Raw genomic sequence first — 22,318 nt, forward strand, 5'->3', positions numbered from 1 at the left:
GGTTTCCCGTTCAGGATCACGCGAAGGCGATCGTGTCGAAGGTTTCGAAGGTGAGGTTGGCTGCGGTGACGCCGTCGCCACGCACATACAGCGCATCCTGCGCCCCGGTCGGATCGTCGAAGTAGACCACGACCGCCGAGGACGTCTCGCGGATGTCCGCGACCGTGGCCCCGGCCGTCAGGCCGATCACGTCGATACCCACCTCGTAGTCCGTGATGATGTCGCGGTCGCGAATTCCGTTGAAGGTCTCCGCGCCGAAGACGAAGGCATCCGCGCCCATGCCGCCTTCCATCGTGTCGATCCCGGCACCGCTGAGGAACAGGTCGTCGGCATCGGTTCCGGTCAGCCGGTCACGGCCATCCGTGCCCTCGATCAGGTTGAAGGCAGGCGTGTCGATCACGTCGTCGGCGCGGAAGTTGAGGTTCTGAATGCGCGTGTCGAGCGAGATCGCGGCGTCCGTGTCGTCATAGGCATTGGCCGCATCGCCGAAATTCGCGGCAAGGTATTCCGCCAGCGCATCCTGTTCCGTGCCGTCCGCGGCGAAGGTCGCCACGCCGGTGGTCAGCCCGTCCTCGGTGCCGTCGCCGTCGAGATCGGTCAGGTCAACCCGGTCGGCTGCCGGGCCGGTCGGGAAGGGGTAACCGTCGCCGCCATCCGCAAGAAACCCGAGCGTCACGATCCGTACCGTCGCAGATGCGTCCTGCACCTCGCCGTCGCGGACCAGCACGGCCAGGTCGTTGCCGTCCTCGTCGGTGATCGCGGCATTCACGATCCGGCTGCCCGCGGGCAGGTCCGGGTCGAAGCTGAACTGGAGCCCGGACACCTGCGGGAACTGGCCCGCCGCGCCGGGCAGCACGCCGATGCCGTGTTCCAGCACGTCCACCAGTTCCTGGTGCGTCAGGGTGAGCAGCGACAGGTCGTTGTTGAAAGCCAGCGCCGTGGCGATGTCGTTCTGGCTGATGCCGCCTTCGGGCTTCACCACGTTGCCGTCGCTGTCCACGATCTCGCCGTTGGGCAGGCGCTCGAAGGTGCCGCCACCGGCGGGCACCACCGTTTCCCCGATGGAGGCGCGAATGCCCCCGCCATTCTTGATCGACACCATCACCGTGTCGTCGGTTTCCTTGGCGACGGCGAGGTTCGCATCCGCGGTCAGGTTGCCGAGATTGGTTTCCTGCGTCCGAACCCCGTCCGTGTCCGACCCGGACCGGTTGCCGTTCAGGAACACGTTCGAGATGCCGAAAACGTTGCCTTCGGTCGCGATGATCTCGGCCTGGATCGCATCGGTGATCGCCTGTACCTCCGGATCGATGAAGGCTTCGCCGCCGACATTGGCCAGCCCCGTTTCGTCCGTGGCATAGGCGCCCGACACGGTTTCGTCGTAGGTTTCGGGGATGATCCGGCCTTCTTCGTCGAAATCGATCACCAGCCGCCCGACATACTTGTAGGACCCGTCCGTGTTGACCACCGCGATCGGGTTGCCGTCCGCATCGGTGAAGAACTGCGGATAGTCGCCCTGGTCGCTGTCGCCCGGGCGGATGTAGTCGTTGTCGTCAAAGAGCCGCGTGTTGGACCCGCCGCCGACGATGATATCCACGTTCGACAGGCGCGTGGCCAGTTGGTACTCGATCTCGATCTGCTGCATGTGCGTCAGCAGCACGACCTTGTTCATGTCCGGGTTGGCGAGCAGGAGCGCGTCGACCTCGGCCTGGATTTCAGCGGCCAGCGCATCAAGCTCGGCGTCGGTCGGGGTGGCGCCGGCCCACGCGGGCGAGATGCCCACGCCGCCCGTGCTGGAGATGCTGGCCAGGTTCGGGGTCACCGCGCCGACCACGCCCAGCTTCTCGCCGTTGACGTCGAGCACGGTGGACGACGACACGACATTGCCAATGGGTGCCTGCCCGCCTGCAACCTCCAGCGGCGCCAGATTGGCGTCGGTGGAAAAGTCGAGATTGGTGGACAGGTAGGGGAAGGCCGTCCCGGTGAAGTCCAGCCCCTCGAGCGCAGTGCCGGTCAGGGCAGAGAAATCGCCCGGTGCGGAGCCGTCGATCAGCGCGGCCAGTTCGCCGGTACCGTTGTCGAATTCATGGTTGCCCAAGGCCACGGCCTGGAAGCCCATCTCGTTCACGAGCTGGATATCCGCGATCCCGCGCGATCCGAACACCGCCTCGGAGGCCGCATAGAACACGCCGGGGATGAGCGCGTCTCCCGAGGACAGGCGCACGGTGTTGTCGGCGATCCCGTCGCCGCCGAGGTCCTGCGCGTCGAGCGCGTTCAGCACGCCCGATGCCCGCGCGATATCGCCGATCTGGCCGGTCGACGCCTCCTGGTCGGTGATGTGCAGAAGCTCCAGCGTCCATGCGGTCGGCGCTGCGGGGATGGTGAAGGACGCGACCAGCGGATCGTGGTCCGACGCCCTTGTCGCGCTGTCGGCAAATTCGCTGTTCACGTTCACGATGTCGAATTCCGCTGTCTCGGCAAGGCTGTCGGATACGACGATATGGTCGAGCGACTGGCTGTTGCCCTGGAAGTTGAATGTATAACGCTCCAGCGGGTCGAGCGTGTTGGTCAGATTGTTCGCGCCCGCGCCATCGGCATTCAGGACGTTTTCCAGACCCGTGACCGGCGAGACGAATTCGAATTCGTTGAAATCGCCAAGCGCCACAAGTTTCGCCGCCGGGTTGTCGGCCAGCTTCGCGGCCAGGAAGTCCTGCACGGCCTGGCTTTGTGCCTGCCGCTCGTCGAGCGACCCGTTGACGGTCACGTCTTCCTGCCGCCCGTCGAAGGGCTGTTCGACGCCGAGGATCGGGGCAGACCCGCCCTTGGACGAGAAATGGTTGTTCACGACTGTTACCGTTTCGCCATTGAAGGTGAAATCCGCCGCGATGGGAAGGCGCGCGCCCACGAAGGCCTCACCCGAACCCTGTCCGCCGATGGTCTGGACGCTGTCGACCACCAGGTCCACCCGCTCGTCATTGTACAGGAACGCGGTGCGGATATTCGCTCCCGGCTGGCCGCCGGAGGTGTTGTCGCCGATGAACGTGTTGTCGATGAAGCTGTATTCCGGCCCGCCTGCCGCGACGATGGCATCGACCAGCATTTGCAGCGTCATGTCCGCCGACACGATCCCGTCGTTGATGCTGCCGGTATTGTCCTGGATTTCCTGAAGCCCGATCACGTCGGGCGCGTTCAGGTTGTTCACGATCTGCGCCGCGATGGCGTCGAACCGTCCGTCGGCGATATCGGCATCGCCGTCCGCGTCGTTCGGGTCAAGGTTCAGCACGTTGTAGCTGGCCACGGTCAGCGTGTCGCTGTCGCCCGCGATGGTCGTGACCTCGGGTGTCACCGTGCCGGGCGTCGCGATGAAGCCTTCGGTCGGCAGGATTTCGTAGTTGCCGAAGCTGTAGCCGATCACGCCCGTGACGTCGCCCAGCAGCGCGCCCACATCTACCTGCGGGATCGAGAAGCCGGGAAGGATGCCGGTATCCTCGTTGATCTGGATCTTCTCGGGGTTGAAATCGTCGGGGGCGATGTTGAGTGTGCCCCGTGCGCTGAGGCCGGTGGCATCCGCGCCCTGGTCAACGACGGCGAAGATTTCGCCAAAGCCGTTTGTGCCGGACACGGCCATCAGGTCCTTCGCCGTCACCAGCATCCCTTCGAGCGCCTCGAAGAAGTCGATACCGTCCTCGGTCGGGTCGAAGCTGGTGAAGCTGTCATCGTCGATGGTCGCCGAGACGGGGATACGCCCGCCCTGGCCGATGATCTCGGCTGTCGGCAGCGCGTTGCCGGACGACAGCAGCGTGATGACCGGGTTGCCGGACAGTTGCGTGGTGGACAGGTTGCCGGTGCTGACGCCGCCGGGGGTGAATTCCGACACCGTGCCCTCGACCTCGATCGCGTCGCCGACGGTCACCAGCGGTGCGCCGCCCGTGAAGACGAAGAGCGCGTCGGATGTTGCGGCATCGCCGTCGCCGGTGGCGTCCTGGAGGTAGAAGCCGTTGCTGTCCACGGCCGTCACGATACCCGACGTCGTGACGCGGTCACCCACCAGTGCCGATGTATGGCCGGCACCCTGAATGTCGTAGATCGCGGTCAATTCTGCCGGCGGGGGTGGCGGCGGGGTGTCGCCGCTGCCCGCCGTCGGGTTGTTGATGGACGGATCGTTGTTGAAATCGAGGATCGTGAAGTCGCCTGCCGTGTCGGTATCGACCCCGTCCACGTTGCGGCGCACGCCCGCGGGCAGGAACGCGCCGTCAGGACCGACGACCGGCGCGCCGAAGGCGAAGAAGCCCGCAGTCTCGCCATCGGTGACACCGACGCTGTCCAGCACGACCTCGGCGCCCGCGACCGCATTTCCGGTCAGGCTGGCCGTTTCCACGAGCGCGACGGTGTAGCTGCTGTTCTCGACGAAGTTGTTGTCCAGCGCCTTGTCGGCGGTCACGACATAGGTCTCCTCGGCCAATTCGTTGGCCAGAAGGAAGAAGCCGTTGTCGCCGATCACGTCCGCGGCCGTCAGGTCGATGCGGCTGTCGATGTTGCCATTGCTGGACTGGTCGTCGCTTTCGACGATGATGATGCTGAGCCCGTCGAGCGACGTGCCGGGGGCGCCGTACAACTCGATGAATTCGGAATCCACACCAGTGGTGCTGCCCAGCACCGCGTTGATGACCGTGGGCTGGGGTTCCGCGCTGTAGCTGCCGGTCGGAAAGGCCGCGGCTGCGGTGGCGTTGCTGGCTTCCCCGTCCAGCGCGTCCGGGCCCGAGAACGTCCATTCCGACGCGTCGAACGTGGCCGAGGGGCCTGTATTCGCGTTGCGATAGGCCCAGCCATCCACGTGATCCCACGCTTCGCCGGTGCCGTCGGTGTTCTGGTCGCCGAACAGATCAACGACCGCGCCGTCCTGGAACAGCTCGATCGCGTCGTCACCGTTGATCGACAGGGCGGCGGACGTGTAGTCGGGCGCGAAGCCCATGAAGCTCGTGAAGCCAGTCGATTCGGATGCGACGTAGATGAAGCTGCCAGCCGTGGCCGCGACCGCCGGGAAGGTGAACTCCTCGCCATCCGTTCCGCCGCCATTGTTGGCGCTGCCCAGTCCATAGACGGACAGGTCCGCGATATCGTTGCGGACGTAGATTTCGACGGCCTTCGGAAGGCCCCCGCTCAGCGGACCGTCGATGACACCGGTAATGACGAGATCGGACATGGAAGACTCCTGTTGGGCGGGCAGAACGCCGTGCGATTAGGAGTCTGTTAACCATCCATTGTGACGAAATTTTGTCACACCTGTCAGAATCTTGTCTGCCGTTGGGGCAGCGGGCCGCCGCAAAGTCCGGCAGGCCGCCTGTTCCTTGCGCAATCAGAAGCTCAGGATGCGGGTATTCTCGCCCAGAAGCCGCTTGGCCATCTCGTCCGGCTTGGCGGGGGTCACGCCTTCAATCAGCGCCGATGCGTCCAGTCCCTTGCCGGGCAGGTAGATCGCGCAGACTTCGGCCTTGGTCGGGGTCTTTTCGATGATCGCCTGCATCAGGCCGCGCGGGCTCATGCCCTGGGGCGGCTGGGGGGCGGTCGCGCTTGCGGGTGCGTCCTTCAGGGCGATGTCCGCTGCCGGGCCGCACAGCAGGATATGCGCCGTGGCGCCCTGCTGGACCGCCTGCATGGTCAGCACCATGCCCATCAGCTGGCTTTGCGCATCGGCACTCGCGATAACGGTGACGAGGTCCGCCTTGTGATCGTCGGCGAAGGCCGCGCCGGCAAGCGTGCAGGCGGTGGCGGCGGCAAGAAAGAGGGATTTCATGGTCGGTCGTATCCTCGTTTGCGGGATGCGCCGGGATAAGCACATCGCAAAGATTGAATACGTAAGGTTCCTGGCCCGGTCGGTGACATGGTCACATGGCGCGGGATTTTCTGGCGAAGCCTGGGCGCGTCGGCTGTCGGACAATCACATCGGCAGGTCTGGCGCGTCCGCGCGTGTCGCGGCATCGCAGTCGGGGCATAGCCCCTCGGCCTCGATCACGGCGCGCTCGATCCGGAACCCGGCCTGTGCCGCGGCGGCGTCAAGCGCCCCGCGCCCCGGCGCGCCCGGTGTCTCGGCCACCGCGTCGCAGGCACGGCAGATCATGAAGGCCGGGGCATGGCCGGGCCGCGGGTCGGTGCAGGCCACATAGGCGTTCAGCTTCTCGATCCTGTGGACGAAGCCGATGCCTGTCAGGAAATCGAGCGCGCGATAGATCACGGGCGGCTGCGAGCCGAGCCCCTCGGACCCGATCTGCGCAAGGATGTCATAGGCCCCCATCGCCCGGTGTGCGCCGAGCAGGATTTCCAGCACCCGCCGCCGCACGGGCGTCAGGCGCAGCTTGTGCGCGGCGCAATGCGTCTCTGCCGCGGCAATCGTGTCGGCGATGCAGCGGGAATGGTCATGGGGCGCGAAAGCCGTGTGCGACATAAGTCAATCTTCCTTCCGAGCCGCCACGCCGGTCGGTGCGTGGGTTGTGCCTTGCAAACCGGGCGGCATGGGTCTAGCTTCCCGTTATGTTATATAGTAACCATATGAGGTCCCGATGCTCAACCGTACGCCGTTTCTTGGCGGATTCGCCATGGTCTGCCTGTCCGCCCTGCCGCTGCGGGCCGATGCACCGCGTGTGGCCGCCGATATCCCGCCCGTGCACGCGCTTGTGGCGCAGGTCATGGCAGGGGTGGGTGCACCGGATCTGATCGTGGCGCCCGGTGCGTCGCCCCATGGCTACGCCCTGCGCCCGTCGGAGGCGCGCACTTTGCAGGACGCCGAACTGGTGGTCTGGGTCGGGCCGGGTCTGACACCTTGGCTGGAGAGCGCGTTGCCGGGCCTCGCATCCGGCGCCGAGATCCTGAGGCTGGACGTGGCGCCCGCCACGCGGCGTCTGCCCATGCGCGACAGTGCCGATTTCGCGGCTGTCGGCACAGAGGGTCACGAAGAGGCGGATGACCATGCCGACGACCACGGGCACGATGACCACGCCGACGAACACGGCCACGAAGAACACCACCACGATGACGACCATGTTGACGAAGGCGACCACGGTCACGGGCACGATCATGGGGCAGGGGATGGCGTCGATCCGCATATGTGGCTCGATCCCGCGAACGGGCGGGCTTGGCTGGATGTGATCGCGGCGGCGCTGTCGCGGATCGATCCGGACAATGCCGCGCGCTACGCCGCCAACGCCGCCGCGGCGCAAGCGGACCTGCTGACGCTGGAGCAGGCGCTTGCGGCGCGGCTTGCCGCCGATCCGCCGTCACCCTTCGTGGTCTTCCACGACGGCTACCAGTATCTTGAATCCGCCTTCGATCTGCCCGCGGCAGGGGCCATCGTTCTGGCCGATGGCAGTGACCCCAGCCCCGCACGCATCGCCGAGATCCGCGCGGTGGTCCGCGACCGCGGCGTGCGATGCGCCTTCGCCGAGCCGCAATTGAACACGGCGCTCATCACGACGGTGATCGACGGCACGGATGCGGCGATCGCCGAGGTGGATCCGCTGGGCGCGACCCACGCGCCGGGGCCGGCGCTCTACGGGGCTGTCCTGCGCGACATCGTGGATGCGCTGGTGACCTGCGGCGCACCGGACTGACGCGGTACAGGGCGTCGCGCGCCCAAGGCTTGTTCCCGCCGCCCCAAAGCCGCATCATGCCGTCATGACAGATCATGCGGCCCCTGCCGGACAGGACCCTTCCAGCGCACCCCACCACGCGGACCTGTCCGGGCTCGTCGCCTGCCCGCAATGCGACCTGCTCAACCGCGTGCCGCAGCTTGCCGACGGTGCGCGGGCGCGGTGCCCGCGGTGCGGGACGGTCCTGCTGGCGCCAAGGGCGGGTGCTGCGGCAACCATCGTCGCGCTTGCCATGGGGGCGCTTGTGCTGATGGTGGTGGCGGTCAGCTTCCCGTTTCTCGCCATCGACGCCAGCGGGCTGCACAGCGAGGCATCGGTCATCGATGCGGCGCTCAGCTTCGCCGAGGCGTCGGGGCGGATGGCGCCGCTGTCGGTGATCGTTGCGGCGCTGATCGTGGTGCTGCCGGTGACGCGGCTCGTGGCGCTCATCTACGCGCTCTGGCCGCTTGCCGCGGGCCGCCGCCCGCGCGCCCATGCGGCGGCGGCGTTCCGCCTGGCGATGCGGCTGCGGCCCTGGGCGATGGCGGAAATCTTCATCATCGGGGTCGCCGTCGCGCTGGTGAAGGTCGCCAGTCTGGCCCAGGTGGGGTTCGGCCCATCCTTCTGGGCCTTCGTGGCGCTTGTCGTGCTGGTCGCGGCAAAGGATACGATCCTGTGCGAGCGCAGCCTCTGGCGGGCGCTGGAGACCGCGCGGTGACCGCGCAGACCGGTCACGGCGGCATCACGGCCCGCGCGGCGGGGCTAGTGGGCTGCCTGCGCTGCGGGCGTGTCTTCCCGAAGGAACGGGCCGTGTGCACCCGCTGCGGCGCCCGCCTGCACAGCCGGCTGCCCGACAGCATCCAGCGGGTCTGGGCGTGGTGGCTTGCGGGGCTGGTGGCCTATGTCCCTGCGAACCTATACCCTATGATGATTACGGAAACCGTGACGGAAACCTATTCCAGCACCATCGTGGGCGGCGCGGTAGACCTGATATCCTATGGCGACCCGTTCGTGGGGATCGTCGTGCTTCTGGCATCCCTCGCGATCCCGGTGGGCAAGTTCGTCGCGATCGCCTGGGTCATGCTGGCGATCCGCCGTGCGCGCGAAGGGCATGCGCATCGGCTGCACCAGCTTTACGAGGCGGTGGAATTCATCGGCCGCTGGTCGATGATCGACGTGTTCGTGGTAGCCATTCTCGCGGCGCTGGTGCATCTGGGCCAGGTGGCGGGGATCGTGCCCGGCCTTGCCGCGATCTGTTTCGGTACCTCGGTGATCTTCACGATGTTGTCGGCGATCAGCCTCGATCCCCGACTTATCTGGGATGCGACCGATCCCCTGCCCGCCGGGGGTGCGCGCGCCGCGGCGGCGCATGACCCGGCGCATCCCATGCCGCCCCGCGCGGGGCAAAGGACGCATCCCACATGACGGATTCCAACAGCCTGCCCCCCGATGCCGCGGACATGCGCATCGAAACTTCGCGTGGCGGGAGGCCGTCATGGGTGTGGCTCGTGCCCGTCATCGCGCTGGGCGTGGCGCTGGCCATGGCGTGGCAGACCTTTGCCGACCGCGGACCGCTCATCGAGATCCGCTTCGACAACGCCGCGGGCGTGCTGGAGAACGAGACACAGCTGCGGTTTCGGGACGTGACCGTGGGTCGGGTGGAGGACGTGCGCTTCTCCAACGACCTGCGCCACGTCATCGTCGCCGTGCGGATCGACAAGTCGGTGGCGTCCTATGTCGATGCCGATGCGCGGTTCTGGATCGTCCAGCCCGAGATCTCGGCGCAGGGGGTCACCGGGCTGGGCACGCTGCTGGGCGGTGTGTATCTCGAAGGGGCATGGGACCAGGTGCCGGGACCGTCCGCGACCCAGTTCTTCGGACTCGACGCCCGCCCGCTCATCACCGGGACGCAGACCGGGGTGGAATTCACCTTGCGCGCGCCGCGCGGGGGCATGCTGTCGGCGGGTGCGCCCGTGATCTTCAAGGGCGTCAATGTGGGCCTGATCGACCGGCCGGAATTGCTGCCCGATGGCAGCGGGGTGACCGCGCGGGCCTTCGTGCGCGCGCCTTATGACCGGCTGGTGACCTCGGGGGCGCGGTTCTGGAACGCGTCGGGTTTCACGGTGGGCGTGGGGGCCAGTGGCCTGCGCGTGGACGTGGCGAACCTGAGTGCGCTGGTGCAGGGCGGTATCGCCTTCGACACGGTCCTTGGCGGGGCCGATGCCGTGCAGGACGGGCATGTCTTCGACGTCTACGCGGACCGCGACAGCGCCGGATCCGCCGTTCCCCCGGAAGAGGACGGGCCAGTGCTGCCGGTGTCGGCACTGTTCGAAGGGTCCTTTACCGGGCTGTCGGTGGGGGCTGCGGTCGAATATCGCGGTCTTTCCATCGGAACCGTGGTCGCCACCCGCGCCGAGCCCGCGCCGGAAGGGGCCGCGCAGGCGCTGCTCTTGCGGGCGGACATACGGCTTGTGCCGTCGCGCATGGGTCTTGAGGGCGAGGACGCCGGCGAAGATACCCGCGCGCTGCTCGCACGCCTCGTTGCCGAAGGCTACCGCGTGCGGCTTGTCAGCGACGGGCTGCTGGGTACGTCACTCAAGCTGGAACTGGCCGAATTGCCCGACGCCCCCGTGGCCGCGCTGCAGCTGTCGGAAGACCGGCTCCTGCTGCCGACGGCGGCGCCGGACATTTCGGACCCGGTCAACACGGCCCGCAACGCGCTTGCGCGTCTCGAACGGCTGCCCATCGAGGAAATCGTGGACGAGGTCGCGGCGCTGCTGGGCAACGTGAACACGCTCGTCGCCTCGCAGGATGCGCGCGCGGCCCCTGCGGCGCTGGTCGCGCTGATCGACGAATTGCGCGGCTTCGTCGGCTCGCCGGAACTGTCTGGGGCGGTGGACAGCGCCGCGGCGGGGCTCGATACGCTCGACGCGATCCTGACGCGGGTGGAAGAGGGCGATGCCATCGCCAATCTTCTGGCGGCCCTCGAACGCAGCGACGCCATCGCCGCCGCGATACAGGCCACGGCGGAGGATCTGCCCGGACTGGCCGAACGGATGACGACGCTTGCGGCCGAGGCCGCCGGTCTGCCGCTCGAACAACTGACGGCGGAGGCCGCCGGGCTTCTGGCCGCGGGGCGCGCCATCGTCGAAAGCGACGGTGTGCAGGGTGCGCCGGATGCGCTGTCGGCGGTTCTGGCCGACCTCGATGCGGCGCTCAGCGATGTGCGGGCCGTCACCGGGCAGCTTCGCAATGGCGACGCGGTGCCGCAACTGGTGGCTGCGCTGGAACGCACCGGCAGCATCGCGGCAAGCGTCGACAGCGCGGCGGCGGACCTGCCGGACCTGCTGGCGCGTATCGATGCGCTGGTGGCGCAGGCGAACACGCTGCCGCTCGACCAGCTTGCGGTACAGGCGGGCACGGTGCTGGACGGGGCGGGCGCGATCCTTGCCGATCCGGACACCCGCGCGCTGCCCGCCCGCGCCGGTGCGGTTCTGACCGACCTCTCGGGCGCGGTCCGGGACGTGGAGGCGATCACCGGGCAGCTGGCCGAAAGCGACGCGGTGGCGGCACTGACATCGGCACTGGCGCGCGCCGACAGCATCGCGCAATCCGTGGATGCGACCGCCGCCGGGCTACCCGCGCTGCTGGAACGGATCGACGCGGTGGCGCAGCAGGCGGAATCGCTGCCGCTCGCCGATCTCGTGGCGGCGTCCGAGGCGTTGGTGCGGTCCGCCGAAACGCTGGTCGGCGGGCCCGACACCGCGCAGCTTCCCGCGGCCCTTTCGGGAGCGCTTTCGGAGATCGAGGGAACGCTTGCGGAATTGCGCGAGGGCGGCGTGGTCGACAACACCAACGCCACGCTCGCCTCGGCGGCGCAGGCGGCGGATGCGGTGGCGGCGGCGGCTGAAAGCCTGCCGCTGCTTGCCGCCCGTCTGGACGACGTGATCGCCCAGTCCGAGGCGCTGATCGCCGCCTATGGCGGCCGGTCGGAATTCAACGCCCAGACGCTGGCGACCCTGCGCGACCTGCGCGACACGGCCCGTGCCGTGACGGCGCTCGCCCGGACCATCGAACGCAAACCCAACGCCTTGCTGATCGGAAGATGATGGAACGATTGACCCTTCGCGCGGCGCTGGCCGCGGCCTGCCTTGCGCTCGTGGCCTGTGCCGGGCCGGTGACCCAGGTCGCCGTGCCGCCCGTGCAGACCGACCTGCGTCTGCGCCCGGTCATCGCCTCGCTTGAACTGCGGGACCTGTCGCTGCCGCGCTATGCCGCTGCCGACGATGTGGCGCGGGCGGGGCTGGATGGGGGGATCGGTACGCTGCCCGGCACCGTCTGGGCCGATACGCCCGAGCGCGCCTTGACCCTGCGGCTGGCCGATGCGCTGGAAAGGATCACCGGGGCGCGGGTCGCGGTGGAGCCGTGGCCCTTCGCCGAACCGCCCTCGGCCAGCGTGACCGTGCGGGTGACCGATGCGCTGGGGCAGGCGGGGGCGGAGGGCACGCCGGGCCGCTTCGTGCTGCGCGGCAGCTATGCCATCGCCCCTGTGGCAAGCGACCTTGCCGACCGCGACGGGCGGTTCGACATCGCGGTGCCGCTGGCCGACGACAGCCCGCAGACGCTGGCCGCCGCACAATCGGCCACGCTGGGTCAGCTGGCAGAGACCCTGGCTCGGCGGATCGCGCGGTAACCGGACGGTCAGAACGTGGCGATGTTGCCGTCCGTGTCGATGACGGTGATCCGGCGCAGCCCCGGCAGCGCGCGCGCTATCCCTGCGATGACCGCCCGGTCCGCCATGCACAGCGCGGTGGACGCGGCGTCGGCCAGCGTGGCGCTGTCGGCCTCCACGCTGACAGTGGACCAGACAGGCGCGTGACCGGCCGTTGGCAGGATATGTCCGTGCGGCCCGAGCGTCATGGCACCGGGGCTCGACGTGGCCATGGCGCCGTCGGCAAGGGTCCTTTCCAGCACGATGCCCTGCGCGGGATCGGCCAAGCCCAGGCGCCACGGCCCGCCATCGCCCGCGAATTCGCCGATATTCACCAGCGACCGGGTGAAGCCATGGCGGCGCAGGACCGCGCGTACGGCGTCGGTCGCATAGCCCTGCGCGATCCCGTTGAGCGTCAGCGCCTGCCCCGTATCGAGCGTGATCGCCTCCGCACCGTGCCGGATGCGGTGCCAGCCGATGGCCGCGCGGGCAGGTCCGGGATCGCGGCCTGCCGCCAGCGCGCGCCAGAGCGGTTGCACGGTCGGGTCGAAGCGCCCTTCGGTCGCGTGGTGCACCCTGTCCGCGATACGCAGCAACGCCGCCCAGTCCGCGCCGGGACGGTCAAGTCTGCCGGAGGCATTGAGCCGCGACAGATCCGATCCCGCGTCATAGAGGCTGAACAACCGCTCCACCCGCCGCAGGGCCGCCACGGCCTCGGCCAGGGCGGGGGCGGTAAGGGCGGCGGGGCCGTCCAGCGTGATCGTGGCTTCCGCGCCCAATGCGATTCCGGTCCAGGCGGGGGCAGTGGCCTGCGCGGTGCCGGGCAGGGCGGCGGCAGCGCCCAGGATGGCAAGGAAACGGCGGCGGGTCTGGGTCATTCGGCGGGCACCGGGCCGGGAGTGGCGGGTCGCGGCATCCTTGGATCGGCGGACCGCCCGGCCCGGCGCGCCGCCAGAACCCGCGGCACGCAGGTCTTGGGGTCCTCATAGATCGTCACGCAATCGAGACACTGGAAGCATTCGGAATAGTTGACACGCCCGGCCCGGTCGATGGCGCCATAGCTGCACTTCACCCGGCAGAGCTGGCAGGGCGTGCCGCATTCCACGCGCCGCGCGATCCAGTCGCGCCCGCGCAGCAGCCCCCCGATGGCCATGACCGCGCCCAAGGGGCAGACATAGCGGCAGAAGCCCTTGAACAGCACCGTGCCCAGCACCAGCCAGAACACGGCATAGGCGACATAATACCATTCCCGCACGAAGAACGTGGTGATGGATGTCTTGAAGGGTTCCACCTCAGCGGCGGTGTCCACGGCGCCGGGGGCGACGAAGACGGTGGCCACGAGGCCCGCCAGCAGCACATATTTCATCGATTTCAGCCGAGCGTCCCAGCGGTCCGACGGCTCGATCCCCGGCAGGCGCAGCAGCCGGCCAAGGTAATGGGCGAATTCCTGCAGCGCGCCGAACGGGCACAGCCAGCCGCAGAAAAGCCCCCGCCCCCAGGCCACGAACCCGATGATCGCCGCGCCCCAGAGCGCGAGCGAGAACGGGTCGTACAGCAGGAAGCCGAAGCTGCCGCCCTCCCATGCGGTGCGGATGACGCCGAGCACGGTGACGATGGACAACTGCCCCTGTCCCCACCAGCCGACGAAGACCAGCATGAAGCCCAGCACCGCGAGCCGGACCGGAACGTAGCCGCGCATCGCCGCGAAGCGCTTCAACCCCGCGCCCTGCACCAGCAGCAGCGCGGCCAGCCCCCCGCCTAGAACGGCCATATCCGTCCGGCGGTTCAGCAGGGCCTCCTGCCAGGCGGGCAGGGGTTGAACCACGCCGGGCCGGGTGAAGAAGCGCGCGTCCGTCGCATGGGTCAGCGTGGCGTTCCGCACGCCGATCTCGGGCTGGAACATGCCATGCGCGCGCACGACCTGGGCGTGCAGCTCCCACGGGGCGGACGGGTCGAACCCCAGCCGCCGGTCGGTGCGCAGGACCATCGCCGTGCCGTTGCGGATCTCGCGCGGAGTGTCCTGGGCCAGCGTCACGAACATGTCCGCGTCGCGCAGCGCGACCGGAAAGCCGCCCTGCGCGGCGCTCAGACGGTCGGGGGCCGTGTTGCGCACGAATTCATCCGACACCAGCCCGTGCCGCGCTGTGTCGATCACGAGAAAGGGTTCGTCATCGGGCGCCACCGCGCGGAACCGTTGCAACTCGCCAAGGCTCTCGGCGTCCAGCACGGCGCGGGCGATGGATGGCGGCCCGATATCCACGAGCCACAGGTCGAGGAAAAGCCCGTCGGGATCGGCGCGCGCCTCCGGGTCGTCGTCGTGCCAGACGGTACCTGCGAAGAGCGCATCGGCCTCGGCATTGGTCAGGCGCAGGTGACCAACCAGCCCTTGCGCGACCAGTGCGGCCCAGTCGAGCGGCTCGTCCACGGTCGGGTCCGGTTCGGCGGCGGGCCCCGCGGCGATGCCGTTCATCTTTTCCCGCGCGACCTGCAACGCGGCGGCCATCAGGCTTTCATGGGCGATGCGCACGCTTGCCGTCGCCTTGGTCACGCCGTCGAGATAGACAAGATCGCTGCCCGCGCCGCCCTTGCCATAGGGCGTGCCCACCACGAGGCTGTCCGAGATCGACAGCCCGCCATACTGTTCGACGAACGCATGGAACGGGCCTTCGCCCAGCCCGGACACGAAGATCGGTTCATTGTGCGAGATCAGGCGCACATCGATGAAGGTTCCGTCCGGGTCCAGCGTCACCAGCATGTTGATCGGTGCGCCGGAAAAGCCGGGCAGGGGGGCCATCGGTTCGGTCTCGAACACATAGCCGGCATGGCCGCCGCCCGAATTCAGCAGGGCATAGACGCCGCGGTCGTTGACGGGATCCCCGAGCGCGAAGGGGGCGGCGACCATCCGCGCGATGGCGTCGCGTGGCAGCGGCTCCGCCCCCGCGACCGTGGCAAGGCTGAGGGCGGCCAGCATGGCCCGAAGACAGGCGATGAAACGGGGTTTCCACATGGCCGAACCCTATCGCGGGACCGCGCCGTGCGCCCATGCGACTTAGGTCGGTGCGCGCGGGAACCTGCCGCGGTCCGCTGTGCCGGCGGCGCGGACCGGGCCGGTCAGCCGCGGGTATCTACCGGCTGACGCCGAGCGCCGTGGCGTCGGTCTGTACCGCCGCCCAAAGCGCTTCCATCGCTTCGAGCGCCTCGGGCACTTCGGACGCGGCGGCATCGGCGCCGGTCAGGGTCAGCGTGTCGGCATGGCGGCCGACGAACTGCCCCGCCACCAGGATATAGGACCGTGGATTGGTCACCCGCAGCGCCACGATCAGCCGCACCATCGGTTCAAGCTGTTCCTCCTGGCCCAGCGACAGCCCGATGATCGGCGCGTCGGCATGGGCCAGCGCCGAGATCAGTGCGTCGTGGTTCAGACCGATCTTGAGGTCGATATCCCAGCCATGGGTGCGGAACAGGTCCGCTGCCATGGACACGCCCAGCGTGTGGTCCTCCCCCGGTACCGGCGCGAAGACCGCGTGCCTCCGCTGCGGATCGAGCGAGATGGGAAACTCCGCGCGCAGGCCGTACATGATCCCGTAGACGCGCGCGATGGCGATCGTGACCTCGGCGAAGGTGGCGCGATCCTCGTCCCACCAGTCGCCCAGCCGCCGCGCCGCGGGCGCCAGCGCCCCGAGGTAAATCTGCTCCACCCCGATGCCCTGCGCGCGCAGCGCCATGACCTCGGACACGGCGGCGGTCGGGTCTGTTCCGGCCAGCGTCACGCAGAGCCGTTCGATCACCGGGTCGGGCAGGGGCCGCAGCGAATCGCGCAAGAGCTTGCGGCGCTCCGCCATGCGCGCGATCACCTCGCGGGCGAGCACTTGCAGCGCGCTCTCCGGCAGTCGCCCACCAAGCTGGGCGAAGCCGCGGCTCATTCTCTCGAAGCCGTTTGTGTCGAACAGGTTATCGGTGTTTTCGAATGCCATTGCGCGCTCCCCAGTTCGCATGTGACTTCCCGGCGGTGGTGTCGGCGCGGGCCTTGGCCTCCTGCCCTTGTGCGCCATCGTATGCCGAGCCGGACCCGACAGCGCCCAGCCTATACCGACTCCGCTTAAAAAGTGAACGAAAATAGGAGCTTGTAAGATTTATTAGACATCTGCTGTCAAAGGAAAGTTACACGTCCTTTCGGCACGTAAACGCCCCCCGCATGTGCGGGGGCGCCTGTCAGATTTGTCTGACGCCGTTCTGTCAGTTCGCCGAGGCAAGTTCCTTGGGCAGGCGGAAGGTCCACAGCAGGCCGCCCTGGTTGAGGTAGTTCACCTTCGACGCGACCTCCCCGCCCCAAAGCGGCACGGCCCCGCCCCAGCCCGAGATGACCGAGACATACTGCTCGCCGTCCTGTTCCCAGGTGATGGGCTGGCCGACGATGCCGGAGCCGGTCTGGAAAGACCACAGCTTCTCGCCCGTCTCGTCGTCGAGCGCGACGAACTCTCCCTCGGGCGTGCCGAAGAACACCAGCCCCCCCGCCGTGGTCATCACACCACCCCAGAGTGGCGCGGGGTTCTGGTACTCCCATTTCCATTCGCCGGTGACGGGATCGATTGCCTTCAGGCTGCCGATGAAGTCTTCGAACACCGGCTTGATGGTGAAACCCGCGCCAAGATAAGCCGCGCCCTTCTTGTAGGTGATCGGCTCGTTCCAGATATCCATGCCCCATTCGTTCGAGGGCACGTAGAACAGGCCCGTGCGCTGGCTGAAGGCCATCGGCTGCCAGTTCTTGCCGCCAAGGAAGGACGGCGCGGACCAGACCGTTTCGCCCTTGGCGCCATCGGCCGCCGCGGCGGGGTTCCCCGGGCGGGCTTCCTCGATGAAGATCGGGCGGCCGGTGTCGTCGATCCCTTCGGCCCAGGTGATGTCGCGCACGAAAGGCCAGGCATCGATGAAGGCCCCGTCTTCGCGGTTCAGGACGTAGAAGAAACCGTTGCGGTCGGCAGTGGCGAACTTGCGGTTGCCGTCTTGGTCGGTGAAGGCCACGACCTCGTTCACGCCGTCGAAATCCCAGCCCTCGCGCGGGGTCGTCTGGAAATGCCACTTGATCTCGCCCGTCGCCGGGTCGAGCGCCACGCGCGACGCGGCATAGAGGTTGTCGCCGGAATTGTCCGGCTTCGGTTCGCCCGCGCCACGCAGGTGGCTGTTCCAGGGCGCCGGGTTGCCCGCGCCGAAGATCAGCGTGTCCGTGTCGGCGTCATAGGAACCGCCGAGCCAGGTCGCCCCGCCGCCGGTCTTCCACATGTCACCCGGCCAGGTCGCGTTCAGCGTGCCGGTCATCGTGGACGGCTCGCCCTTGTAGGTGCCCATGTGGCCTTCGATCATCGGGCGGGTCCAGACCAGTTCGCCCGTTTCCGCGTCACGCGCCTGCACTTCGCCCACGATGCCGAATTCGCCGCCCGAGTTGCCGGTGATGACCAGCCCGTTCACGACGATGGGCGCGGCGGTGTAACTGTAGCCTTCCTTGTACTCGGCGATCTTGTCGCGCCACACCACGTCGCCGGTCTTAAGGTCCAGCGCGACGATGCGGGCGTCGAGCGTGCCGAAGAAGAACTTGTCGCCATAGATCGCGCCGCCCCGGTTCACCACGTCGCAGCAGGGCAGGATGCCTTCGGGCAGGCGGGCGTCGTATTGCCAGATTTCGCGGCCCGTGGCGATGTCGATGGCATAGACGCGGCTGTAGGAGCCGGTGATGTACATGATCCCGTCATAGACCAGCGGCTGCGTTTCCTGCCCGCGCTGCTTTTCACCACCGAGGCTGAACGCCCAGGCGGGCACGAGATTGGCCACGTTGTCCTTGTTCAGCATGTCCAGCGGGCTGTAGCGCTGCAGGTGGCGGCCCATGCCGTTGGTGACGACCTGGTGGGTGGTCATCTGGTCGTTGGCAAGGTCTTCCTCGGTGACCTGGGCGAAGGCCGGGGACGAGGCCAGAAGCCCCAGCACGGCGGCGGCGACAAAGCGGTTCATATGTTCCTCCCAGAACATGGCTCCGGCGTGAACGTACCCACGCCCGGTTCATGCCGCTGACCATACGGAGGCCCGCGCCGAGCCCGCAACGCGCCAAAGGTCGTAAGACCATGGCGTCGTTGACGGGCGCGATTTTCTGTCCTCGGATCGCGCAAGGGTTTGGCATTCAATCGGAATCGAAGGGCGCCGGCGGCGACCGTCATGGCCGTGCGAAGCCGCCGCCCCACGGAGCGGCAGCGGCCATGCGTCCATACCGTGTCGATCCTGCCCCGTCGGTGCCGGGTGCGGCGGCTGTCGCGGCGACCGGCGAACCAGCCGCCGGGCAGGGGTCAGAAGAGCGGGGCGTATTTCCAGGTGTCGGCATCCGGCGTGACCTCGTCCAGGTCGTAGCCGGCCGATTGCAGCCGCTGCGCGACAGGCAGCCCGTCGCGGGCGGCCTCATCCACCAGCGCGCGGCCTGCCGCGGTGTCCTGCGCCACGCCGTGGCCGCGGATCAGGTCCAGCCCGCGGTTGAACTTGCCCACCGGGTCGCCAAGCTCCGCCGCGCGGCGGTTCCATTCGGCGGCCGCATCGGGGTTGTAATCGCCCCCCAACCCGTTGGCGTCGAGCTGGCTCATCCATGTCATCGCTCCGGTCCAGCCCGCCTCGGCGCAGTTTTCGAACAGCGTCCGCGCCTTGTCATGGTCGCCGGACTTGGTCAGCATGTAACCGGTCGAACACAGCACCATGCCCGTTTCGCCCCGTTCGGCGCGGTCGAGCATGGATTGCCACGTCATCTCGTCGGGGTTCAGCGTGCCGTGGGGGTCGTCTTCGGCGAGCGCCGGGACGGCAGTCAGTGCCACGCAAAGGATCAGGATGGGTCGCATGTCGGTCCTCCGTTCGGTGCAGTCTAGCAGATCGCTGCGTGCCGTGGGGCCGACCATGGTCGTAGATCACCCCTTGCGCCTGATCAGCCCGCGCGCGGGGTCGTAGCCCCAAAGGGCAAGGCCCATGAACGCCATCCCGGCCAGCAGCACCCACAGCAAGGCAGGGCCGTTGAACTCGCGGTAGAGCGCGAAGCGGATCAGTTCGACCGCGTGGGTGAAGGGGTTCGCGGCGCAGATGTCGTGCAGCAGGCGCGAGGCTTCGGCCATCTTCCACAGCGGGTAGAGCGCGGAAGACAGGAAGAACATCGGAAAGATCACGAAGTTCATCACGCCCGCGAAGTTTTCCAGCTGCCTGATGAGGCTCGACAGCGCCAGCCCGAGCGCGCCGAGCATCAGCCCCGCGACCACAAGCGCGGGCAGGAGCGTGATGTATCCCGGCCACGCGACGCGGAACCCGAACAGCCCCGCGATGATCAGGAACGCATAGACCTGCAGCACCGAGATCACGGTGGACCCGGCGAGTTTGCAAAAGAGCAGCCACCAGCGTGGCAGGGGCGCCGTGAGCAGAAGCCGCATGGACCCCATTTCCCGGTCATAGACGAGGCTGAGCGACGATTGCATGCCGTTGAACAGCAGGATCATGCCGCAAAGGCCTGGCACGATATACGTCTCGTAGGTCATGTAGGTTTGGTAGGGCGGCGTGATCGACAGCCCCAGCGCCGCGCGGAACCCGGCGGCGAAGACCAGCAGCCACACCAGCGGGCGGACAAGGGCAGCGATGAACCGTTCGCGCTGGTGCACGAAGCGCAGCGCCTCGCGCCAGACGATGGCGCGCAGCGCGATGAGATAGGCGTCAGAGCGCGGGATCGGCATCGCGCGGCGCTCCGGTCAGGGTCAGGAAGGCGGTCTTGAGATCGCCGCCCGCCATCGTTTCGCGTGCGAAACCGTCGCCAAGGATGCGGCCTTGGTGCAGGATCACGAGCCGGTCCTCGGACCGCACTTCGTCCGTCAGGTGCGTGGCCCAGAGCACCGTCAGACCGTCGTCGGCGCAGAGCCGATGGACATGGTCGGTGATCCCCGCGCGGGTCGCGGCATCCAGCCCCACGGTCGGTTCATCGAGCAGCAGAACGCGGGGGCTATGGAGCAAAGCGCGGGCGATTTCCGTGCGGCGCCGGTGCCCGCCGTTGAGGTTGCGCGCCCGTTCATGGGCGCGTTCCCGCATCGCCATCCGGTCGAGTGCCGCATCGATCCGGGCGTCGGCATCGCGCCCCGAAATCCCGTGCAAGGCGCTGAAATAGCGCAGGTTCTGGCGCACGCTGAGGTCGAGGTCCAGCGTGGTCTGCTGGAACACCACGCCCATCTGCGCCAATGCCGCGCGGGGGGTGTGGGCGAGGTCATGCCCCGCGACGGTGATGGTCCCGTCGCGGGTGGTGAAGAGCCGCGTGAGCAGGCCGAAGAGCGTAGATTTCCCAGCCCCGTTCGGCCCCAGAAGTGCCCCGAAGCTGCCCGCCGCAAGCGTGAAGGATACGTCCTGCAACGCCCGCCTGGGTCCGTAGGAAAACGAGAGATTCCGGACGCTTAGACCGGCTGCATTGCCCGTCACTGGATGGTGATGGCGATGCGCTGGGTTTCGCCGGTGGAGTTCGGGATGCGCAGGAAATACTCGCCCGGCTTGATGGCGACGAAGCTGACTTCCATGGTCCCGGCGTCGTCGAATTCGATGCTGTTCAGCCCGATGGGCCGGATTTCCAGATCGTTCACGACGATCTCGTTGATCCAGATGGCGTGGAAGAACCCGGCCCCTTCGAGCGCCAGTTCCGCGCTGCCATCCCCTTGGATTTCAAAGGAATAATATGTACCTGACGTCAGCACCCATGGCGCGTCGGCAAGCGGCATGCCCGACGACAGTGTGATGGGGGGCAGTTCGGCACGGTTTTCCGAGGACAGGATCCCGGCCCGGCCCCACGTGTCGCGGGGCGATCCGTCGGCGAGCGCGAGGGCGGGGAGGGCGGCCAGCAGGGCGGCAGCGGCGAGGGTCGTTTTCATCGTATTCTCCGGTATTTGGCGTGTATGAATCGCATATGAAAATCATATGACTTTCATATGAGTCGTTTGGGCAGATCGGGGCCCGTCACGGCCGCATCGCGGCGCCCCATGGGAAGCGGCCCACCTTGATCGACTTGACGGGTTCGCGTGACGCCACGTCGATGACGGTCACGTCGCCGGACACGCCGTTGGTGGTGAACAGCAGGTCCTTGTCGGGCGAGAACGCCATGTGCCAGACGCGGCGGCCGACGAGCAGGTAGTCCTCCACCTCGTAGGTGTCGGCGTTGACCACGGCGACGTGGTTGGCCGGCCCCAGCGCCACGAAGGCATGGGTGTCGCCCTTGGTGAACTTGAAGCCCACGGGTTGCACGCGGTCGGGGTGGATGCCGTCGATCTCGAACCCGATCTTGGCCTTCTCGGCCTGGGTCGCGGCGTCGAACACGGTGATCGTGCCGCCGATTTCGGAACTGACCCACATCTCGGTGCCGTCCTTGACGAATTCGGCGTGGCGCGGGCGGCTGTCCACCAGCGTGTTGGCGAAGAGCGACTGGGTTTCGGTGTCGATCCAGTGCGCCATGTTGGTGGTTTCCGACGTGGTGATCGCCACCTTGCCATCGGGGCTGACGGCCATGCCTTCGGGTTCGATGCCGACGTTGATCTGCGCGACCACGGTGCGGGTTTCGGTATCCACCACGGTGGTGATCGCGTCGTCTTCGTTGGCGATGTAGAGGTGCCGGTTGTCGGGCGCGAGCGCGAACTGTTCCGGGTCTTCGCCCGAGGGCAGGTCGTGCATGATTTCGCCGGTGTCGGGGTCCATCACCTGCACCGCGTCGCTGTCGGAGGCGCAGATGTAGACCACGCTGTAATCGTGGCTGAAGATGATGCCGCGCGGGCGTTCGCCGGTGGGGATGGTGCGCGTGACCTCCAGCGTGTCCACGTCGATCACGCTGATGCTGTCGTCCTTTTCGTTGGTCACCCAGATCTCGGCCGCAAGCGACGGGGTGGCGGCGAGGATGAGGGTGAGCGCGGTCAGTGGGCCCTTGAGGGGGATCGTCATGGGGCGGTCTCCTGTG

17 protein-coding genes are annotated in these 22,318 nt (G+C 67.7%); 5 read left to right on the forward strand and 12 right to left on the reverse strand.

Annotated features, from left to right (window positions below):
- Positions 1 to 16: 16 nt before the first annotated feature.
- The 3 genes from DDE13_RS23160 to DDE13_RS01710 all read right to left on the reverse strand — a co-directional run bounded on the left by DDE13_RS23160 (position 17) and on the right by DDE13_RS01710 (position 6,439).
- Positions 17 to 5,200 (reverse strand): 5'-nucleotidase C-terminal domain-containing protein, encoded by a 5,184-nt coding sequence (locus DDE13_RS23160; RefSeq protein WP_222626006.1) that lies wholly within the window; start codon positions 5,198 to 5,200, stop codon positions 17 to 19.
- A 153-nt stretch (positions 5,201 to 5,353) separates the two neighbouring features.
- Positions 5,354 to 5,791, reverse strand: a complete 438-nt coding sequence (locus tag DDE13_RS01705; protein ID WP_111401019.1) for a hypothetical protein — start codon at positions 5,789 to 5,791, stop codon at positions 5,354 to 5,356.
- Between the two features lie 144 nt (positions 5,792 to 5,935).
- Positions 5,936 to 6,439, reverse strand: a complete 504-nt coding sequence (locus DDE13_RS01710) for a Fur family transcriptional regulator (RefSeq protein WP_111401020.1) — start codon at positions 6,437 to 6,439, stop codon at positions 5,936 to 5,938.
- A gap of 115 nt (positions 6,440 to 6,554) precedes the next feature.
- Here DDE13_RS01710 and DDE13_RS01715 point away from each other — a divergent pair, with 115 nt between their 5' ends.
- The 5 genes from DDE13_RS01715 to DDE13_RS01735 all read left to right on the forward strand — a co-directional run bounded on the left by DDE13_RS01715 (position 6,555) and on the right by DDE13_RS01735 (position 12,312).
- Positions 6,555 to 7,601, forward strand: a complete 1,047-nt coding sequence (locus tag DDE13_RS01715; protein WP_235868543.1) for a zinc ABC transporter substrate-binding protein — start codon at positions 6,555 to 6,557, stop codon at positions 7,599 to 7,601.
- Between the two features lie 64 nt (positions 7,602 to 7,665).
- Positions 7,666 to 8,337 carry a paraquat-inducible protein A gene (locus tag DDE13_RS01720; RefSeq protein ID WP_111401021.1) on the forward strand — a complete coding sequence of 224 codons (672 nt, stop codon included), beginning with the start codon at positions 7,666 to 7,668 and terminating at the stop codon, positions 8,335 to 8,337.
- Entirely contained in the window at positions 8,334 to 9,044 is a 711-nt protein-coding gene (locus DDE13_RS01725) for a paraquat-inducible protein A (protein ID WP_235868544.1), read from the forward strand. The genes DDE13_RS01720 and DDE13_RS01725 overlap by 4 nt, the downstream gene beginning before the upstream one ends.
- Positions 9,041 to 11,728 carry a PqiB family protein gene (locus DDE13_RS01730; RefSeq protein WP_111401022.1) on the forward strand — a complete coding sequence of 896 codons (2,688 nt, stop codon included), beginning with the start codon at positions 9,041 to 9,043 and terminating at the stop codon, positions 11,726 to 11,728. The genes DDE13_RS01725 and DDE13_RS01730 overlap by 4 nt, the downstream gene beginning before the upstream one ends.
- Positions 11,725 to 12,312, forward strand: coding sequence for a PqiC family protein (locus DDE13_RS01735; protein ID WP_111401023.1), 588 nt, complete (start codon positions 11,725 to 11,727; stop codon positions 12,310 to 12,312). The genes DDE13_RS01730 and DDE13_RS01735 overlap by 4 nt, the downstream gene beginning before the upstream one ends.
- 8 nt (positions 12,313 to 12,320) lie before the next feature.
- Here DDE13_RS01735 and DDE13_RS01740 read toward each other — a convergent pair whose 3' ends face one another.
- The 9 genes from DDE13_RS01740 to DDE13_RS01780 form a co-directional block, all read right to left on the reverse strand.
- Positions 12,321 to 13,208 carry an FAD:protein FMN transferase gene (locus tag DDE13_RS01740; RefSeq protein ID WP_111401024.1) on the reverse strand — a complete coding sequence of 296 codons (888 nt, stop codon included), beginning with the start codon at positions 13,206 to 13,208 and terminating at the stop codon, positions 12,321 to 12,323.
- The gene (locus tag DDE13_RS01745; protein WP_111401025.1) at positions 13,205 to 15,337 is read right to left on the reverse strand and encodes a 4Fe-4S binding protein; all 2,133 of its coding nucleotides are present in this window, start codon (positions 15,335 to 15,337) and stop codon (positions 13,205 to 13,207) included. Before DDE13_RS01745 ends, DDE13_RS01740 begins: the two co-directional genes overlap by 4 nt.
- A gap of 118 nt (positions 15,338 to 15,455) precedes the next feature.
- A complete protein-coding gene (locus DDE13_RS01750; RefSeq protein ID WP_111401026.1) occupies positions 15,456 to 16,304 on the reverse strand; it encodes a cobalamin B12-binding domain-containing protein in 849 nt (282 codons plus the stop codon).
- Positions 16,305 to 16,566: 262 nt separating this feature from the next.
- On the reverse strand, positions 16,567 to 18,333 hold the full coding sequence (locus DDE13_RS01755) for a PQQ-dependent methanol/ethanol family dehydrogenase (protein ID WP_111401058.1): 1,767 nt from the start codon (positions 18,331 to 18,333) through the stop codon (positions 16,567 to 16,569).
- Between the two features lie 329 nt (positions 18,334 to 18,662).
- On the reverse strand, positions 18,663 to 19,199 hold the full coding sequence (locus DDE13_RS01760; protein ID WP_111401059.1) for a tetratricopeptide repeat protein: 537 nt from the start codon (positions 19,197 to 19,199) through the stop codon (positions 18,663 to 18,665).
- 66 nt (positions 19,200 to 19,265) lie between these two features.
- Entirely contained in the window at positions 19,266 to 20,072 is an 807-nt protein-coding gene (locus DDE13_RS01765) for an ABC transporter permease (RefSeq protein ID WP_111401027.1), read from the reverse strand.
- Positions 20,053 to 20,736, reverse strand: a complete 684-nt coding sequence (locus tag DDE13_RS01770; protein ID WP_235868545.1) for an ABC transporter ATP-binding protein — start codon at positions 20,734 to 20,736, stop codon at positions 20,053 to 20,055. The genes DDE13_RS01765 and DDE13_RS01770 overlap by 20 nt, the downstream gene beginning before the upstream one ends.
- Positions 20,737 to 20,798: 62 nt before the next feature.
- A complete protein-coding gene (locus DDE13_RS01775) occupies positions 20,799 to 21,245 on the reverse strand; it encodes a hypothetical protein (RefSeq protein WP_111401029.1) in 447 nt (148 codons plus the stop codon).
- 85 nt (positions 21,246 to 21,330) lie between these two features.
- Complete coding sequence (locus DDE13_RS01780) at positions 21,331 to 22,302, reverse strand: YVTN family beta-propeller repeat protein (protein ID WP_111401030.1); 972 nt, start codon at positions 22,300 to 22,302, stop codon at positions 21,331 to 21,333.
- Positions 22,303 to 22,318 lie beyond the last annotated feature (16 nt).

It is taken from the genome of Meridianimarinicoccus zhengii (assembly GCF_003254465.1).
GTDB classification, from domain to species: domain Bacteria; phylum Pseudomonadota; class Alphaproteobacteria; order Rhodobacterales; family Rhodobacteraceae; genus Meridianimarinicoccus; species Meridianimarinicoccus zhengii.

What these genes read in the sequence shown, in the direction of transcription:
- DDE13_RS23160 (WP_222626006.1), bottom strand. Translation starts at nt 5,200, where the DNA reads ATGTCCGATCTCGTCATTACCGGTGTCATCGACGGTCCGCTGAGCGGG.
- DDE13_RS01705 (WP_111401019.1), bottom strand. Translation starts at nt 5,791, where the DNA reads ATGAAATCCCTCTTTCTTGCCGCCGCCACCGCCTGCACGCTTGCCGGC.
- DDE13_RS01710 (WP_111401020.1), bottom strand. Translation starts at nt 6,439, where the DNA reads ATGTCGCACACGGCTTTCGCGCCCCATGACCATTCCCGCTGCATCGCC.
- DDE13_RS01715 (WP_235868543.1), top strand. Translation starts at nt 6,555, where the DNA reads ATGCTCAACCGTACGCCGTTTCTTGGCGGATTCGCCATGGTCTGCCTG.
- DDE13_RS01720 (WP_111401021.1), top strand. Translation starts at nt 7,666, where the DNA reads ATGACAGATCATGCGGCCCCTGCCGGACAGGACCCTTCCAGCGCACCC.
- DDE13_RS01730 (WP_111401022.1), top strand. Translation starts at nt 9,041, where the DNA reads ATGACGGATTCCAACAGCCTGCCCCCCGATGCCGCGGACATGCGCATC.
- DDE13_RS01735 (WP_111401023.1), top strand. Translation starts at nt 11,725, where the DNA reads ATGATGGAACGATTGACCCTTCGCGCGGCGCTGGCCGCGGCCTGCCTT.
- DDE13_RS01740 (WP_111401024.1), bottom strand. Translation starts at nt 13,208, where the DNA reads ATGACCCAGACCCGCCGCCGTTTCCTTGCCATCCTGGGCGCTGCCGCC.
- DDE13_RS01745 (WP_111401025.1), bottom strand. Translation starts at nt 15,337, where the DNA reads ATGTGGAAACCCCGTTTCATCGCCTGTCTTCGGGCCATGCTGGCCGCC.
- DDE13_RS01750 (WP_111401026.1), bottom strand. Translation starts at nt 16,304, where the DNA reads ATGGCATTCGAAAACACCGATAACCTGTTCGACACAAACGGCTTCGAG.
- DDE13_RS01755 (WP_111401058.1), bottom strand. Translation starts at nt 18,333, where the DNA reads ATGAACCGCTTTGTCGCCGCCGCCGTGCTGGGGCTTCTGGCCTCGTCC.
- DDE13_RS01760 (WP_111401059.1), bottom strand. Translation starts at nt 19,199, where the DNA reads ATGCGACCCATCCTGATCCTTTGCGTGGCACTGACTGCCGTCCCGGCG.
- DDE13_RS01765 (WP_111401027.1), bottom strand. Translation starts at nt 20,072, where the DNA reads ATGCCGATCCCGCGCTCTGACGCCTATCTCATCGCGCTGCGCGCCATC.
- DDE13_RS01775 (WP_111401029.1), bottom strand. Translation starts at nt 21,245, where the DNA reads ATGAAAACGACCCTCGCCGCTGCCGCCCTGCTGGCCGCCCTCCCCGCC.
- DDE13_RS01780 (WP_111401030.1), bottom strand. Translation starts at nt 22,302, where the DNA reads ATGACGATCCCCCTCAAGGGCCCACTGACCGCGCTCACCCTCATCCTC.